Raw genomic sequence first — 3,675 nt, 5'->3', positions numbered from 1 at the left:
AAAGATCCGCAACTTGATAAAGCCAAAACTCTCTAAATCTGCTATAATAAACCTGTTATGATAAAAGTTTATACCACACCTACATGTATTTATTGTCACGCCTTAGTTAACTGGCTTAATGAAGAGGGAATCGAGTATCAAGAATTTGATGCAGCATCAATGCCTGGTATTACTACCGTCCCTGGCACTATTATTACCGATCACGAGGATAAAAATCCTGTTCAGATTATCGGTTTTGATCGTGAAGCTATTACTGAGACCCTAAATCAATTAAAAGAACAATAAATTTATAAAAATCCCACCTAGAAATTATAAGAAAAACTAAAATCAGAAAGGAAGATGTGCAGAAAGAGCAGAAGCCTACACTTTTATTCGTCCACGGTTTTCGCGGCAATCATTTTGGCTTATCTGACATAATTCATAACTTTGAAGCCCTTGGCTACAAAGTTTATTGTCCAGACATTCCTCCAGCCTTTAACACCCAAGATGAAGCACTTCCTAAACTTAAAGATTTCACTGCCGATGCTTATGCCACTTGGCTAGCCGATTATATTCTAAATAATAAAATAGATCATCCTATCCTCATCGGCCATTCAATGGGATCACTCACTGTAAAGATTTCACCGCCGACGCTTATGCCACTTGGCTAGCCGATTATATTCTAAATAACAAAATAGATCACCCTATCCTCATCGGCCATTCAATGGGATCACTCACTGTGGCTGCTACCGCCGAGAAATACCCCAACCTTATTCATCAAAAGGTCTTCTTTCTATCCCCCATTTCCGAACCTACCCCAAAATTTCTTCGCCCCATCATTCCTTTAATCGCCTTTGTCCCCAATAAACTCGTTTGTTACATCGTTACTAAGTATTTAATCGGTACGCTTGGCAAGAAACAACTTCCAAGAATTCTTGATCTAACTTATCAATGTGCTAAAAAGTTCACCAGTATTTCTGACGAAATTAAGGCTGCAAAATTTTCAGTTTCCCACTCCATATCCGATTTCAACTTCAATAAAGAGTGTTATTTTATTGCAGGTACTGAGGATAAACTCAACCACCAAAAACAAACCAGAAAAACTGCTGAAAAATATAACGCCAAGGTACATTTTATTAAAAAATCGGGCCACCTCATTAATTATGAAGTGCCTGATCAACTTTCTGAAATTATTCAAAGCTATCTCTAGCCTAAAATTTATTTCACTTAGTCCGTCACCCAACGAACTAAATTCTTATACTCCGCTGACTCTTTATCATAAGTATCTAAAATGTCCTGAATGTAAGTTTTTCCATTTGAAATATTTAATGTTTCCACGTCCGGACAAGACGCCAAGAGTCGAATAATTGCCTCATCCGTATCTATATTAGTCATTGATTTCTTTTCACCACTTCTATAAGAAGCCACTCGTAGTTCTTTATATACAAAACGTTTTATTCCAGCCTGTAAACAATATTTCAAGCAATTTTCGCAGGTCGCCATTTTATTGTATAAAGTACAGCCGGTCAAATCCCGCCCTGCAAAGATGACCGCATTCATTTCAGAATGAATCGCAAAATAATATTTCATTGGACGCTCAGAAAGCGTCATTTTTGATTCGTCTGCCCCTTGAATCGTACCATTATAACCAAAAGACACCGGTCGCCTTCGTGCATCAACAATCACACATCCATTTTGCGAAGAGGGGTCCTTTGAACGTTTTGCCACTTCCTCGGCAATCCCCATGAAGTAGCTATCCCAGTCCTTATGTTTTTGCATCTCTGAATTCATCACACTCCTTTTTTAAAAACTCTATCCTAGTCATACACTTCTGTCAATTATATCTTGCTTATGACAAGTGTTATTTACAACACAAAACAGAGATAAATACTATTTCCTAGAACCAAACACTCATTAAAGTCTTGTTTTCTTCACAAAATCACTACATACTAGATTTAACCTTTTCTAAGCCTAAATCTATCTTGGGGTCTATCTTATGCGCCGACCTTTTAGATGCTTTTTGTTATTTATTTATCTTATTATTTTTTCATTCTTATTTCTCTCATTAAGGTCTCTATCTTTAACCACCAACGCCACCTCCGCAACGCAGCCCTGCGTCGATTATCTTATCGTCTTCGCACGCGGCTCCGGGGAAGAGCTCCATACCAATATCGATCACCGAGCCTTCTCTAAAGCCATGTCGGAAATATTTCATAAATTACCCCAATATAGTTATAAGTATTATCAACTGGGAGAATCCAATTCTTTCGGCCAACCATATCCTGCTATTGGTATTAAAGACCCCAAAGTTATCTCTGGGGCTATCCTGAGTGGCGGAAAGGCTTATGCCTTTGGACGAAGCGTTAAAGCCGGTATTAATGAATTGACTAATCTCTATCAACAAGTCACCAAAACCTGTCCAAACACCCAATTTATTCTTTCCGGCTATTCGCAAGGAGCCATGGTCATAACTTATGCGATTAGACATCTTAATCCCGATAAAATTATTTATGTCGCAAATTTTGGAGACCCAAAACTCTATCTACCAGAGGGGAAGGGGATTATGCCAGATGCCTGCAAGAGTTTAAACCTTTCTCCATATCGGCAAAATATTCCAGACTGCTACGTCGAACACGGCCTGCTTGGTGGGCTAGATCCTTACGTCTACACAAAATATCATCAGAAAGTCGGTGCCTGGTGTAATATTGCTGATTTTATCTGCGGCAGTACTTTTGATCCTCTGGGCTTATCCGATCCCACTCAAAGCTCAAAAAATAATATATTCGCCAACATCTTTAACGGTCACGTTTCCTACTCGAGACGTGGTGCCTATCAAGAAGCAGCCCAGATAATCTACCAAAAGATCACACAAAGATCCAATCAATCACCCACACAGGAGCAAACACTCATTCATTATTATCATCCAGAACAACTAAACATTGGTTCGCTATTCCCCAAACTTTATTCCAATCACCATCAATCCTCTAAACGTTCACATATTAATAATGAACTAGTTATTATGCTGCCTACTTTTTTAACCGACCCGGGTGACACCAGGGAATATTTACTGCTCAATCAATTATTCGACAAATCTTATAATCACCACTTTCACATTCACCTATATCAGTATGGTTTCTTTCCTACCAGTCTCCCAGACTCACCTATCTATTTTTCCCAAAAGCTTGATCAAAACGCCCCAGCTTCCTTCAAACAAGGCGTAAGATATATCGCAAGCATGTATACAACTGACATGAGCCCAGAAGGCTGGGATCAAATCCTTAAAATTCTTCGCGGCAGAATCTATAATCTGCCAAACATCAATTTACCCCGCCTTCTCGATCATTCACTCTATGACGTCATCGCTAATGCACCCTGGACCACAAAAGCCAACCATCTTCTCTTTCTATTAACTCCAAACCAAACAGTTAATTTTAACTACGACAACAAGGAGCCACTTGCCGACTTGATTAATCAACAAATTAAGAAGAAACAACTTTCCACCTTCATTTATAATTTTAATCCGTCTCTTTCAAAATATCTTAAGGCTTATAATACTGTTGACTCTGAAAATATTTTCGATGCCGATCACGATCCCGATGATATCATCCAGCGCATTCTCCAAGAAAACCGAACTCAGCAGCTCAACCAACTACTTCGTCCACGCTTTGATTCCTTAGACCTAAAATATAATGGTCA

General features: G+C 38.9%; 5 protein-coding genes. 4 read left to right on the top strand and 1 reads right to left on the bottom strand.

What is annotated here, in order from left to right:
• Positions 1-57 precede the first annotated feature (57 nt).
• From G3KMM_RS01695 to G3KMM_RS01685, 3 genes are read left to right on the top strand one after another with little or no spacing between them, the layout of a single operon-like run.
• Positions 58-285 carry a glutaredoxin family protein gene (locus tag G3KMM_RS01695; RefSeq protein ID WP_129604710.1) on the top strand — a complete coding sequence of 76 codons (228 nt, stop codon included), beginning with the start codon at positions 58-60 and terminating at the stop codon, positions 283-285.
• Between the two features lie 56 nt (positions 286-341).
• On the top strand, positions 342-650 hold the full coding sequence (locus G3KMM_RS01690) for an esterase/lipase family protein (RefSeq protein WP_164998470.1): 309 nt from the start codon (positions 342-344) through the stop codon (positions 648-650).
• A complete protein-coding gene (locus tag G3KMM_RS01685; RefSeq protein WP_129604704.1) occupies positions 602-1,189 on the top strand; it encodes an alpha/beta fold hydrolase in 588 nt (195 codons plus the stop codon). The genes G3KMM_RS01690 and G3KMM_RS01685 overlap by 49 nt, the downstream gene beginning before the upstream one ends.
• A 17-nt stretch (positions 1,190-1,206) precedes the next feature.
• On the opposite strand, the gene G3KMM_RS01680 is transcribed toward G3KMM_RS01685, so the two are convergent.
• Entirely contained in the window at positions 1,207-1,770 is a 564-nt protein-coding gene (locus G3KMM_RS01680) for a deoxycytidylate deaminase (RefSeq protein ID WP_129604701.1), read from the bottom strand.
• A gap of 205 nt (positions 1,771-1,975) precedes the next feature.
• On the opposite strand from G3KMM_RS01680, the gene G3KMM_RS01675 reads away from it, so the two are divergent.
• Positions 1,976-3,675, top strand: a 1,700-nt coding sequence (locus tag G3KMM_RS01675) for a cutinase family protein (protein ID WP_129604713.1), incomplete at its 3' end; no start/stop codon positions are given.

The sequence above is a fragment of the Candidatus Nanosyncoccus nanoralicus genome (genome assembly GCF_004138405.1).
In the GTDB taxonomy this organism is placed as follows: domain Bacteria; phylum Patescibacteriota; class Saccharimonadia; order Saccharimonadales; family Saccharimonadaceae; genus Nanosyncoccus; species Nanosyncoccus nanoralicus.
This window is presented reverse-complemented; position numbering and strand designations above follow the sequence as displayed.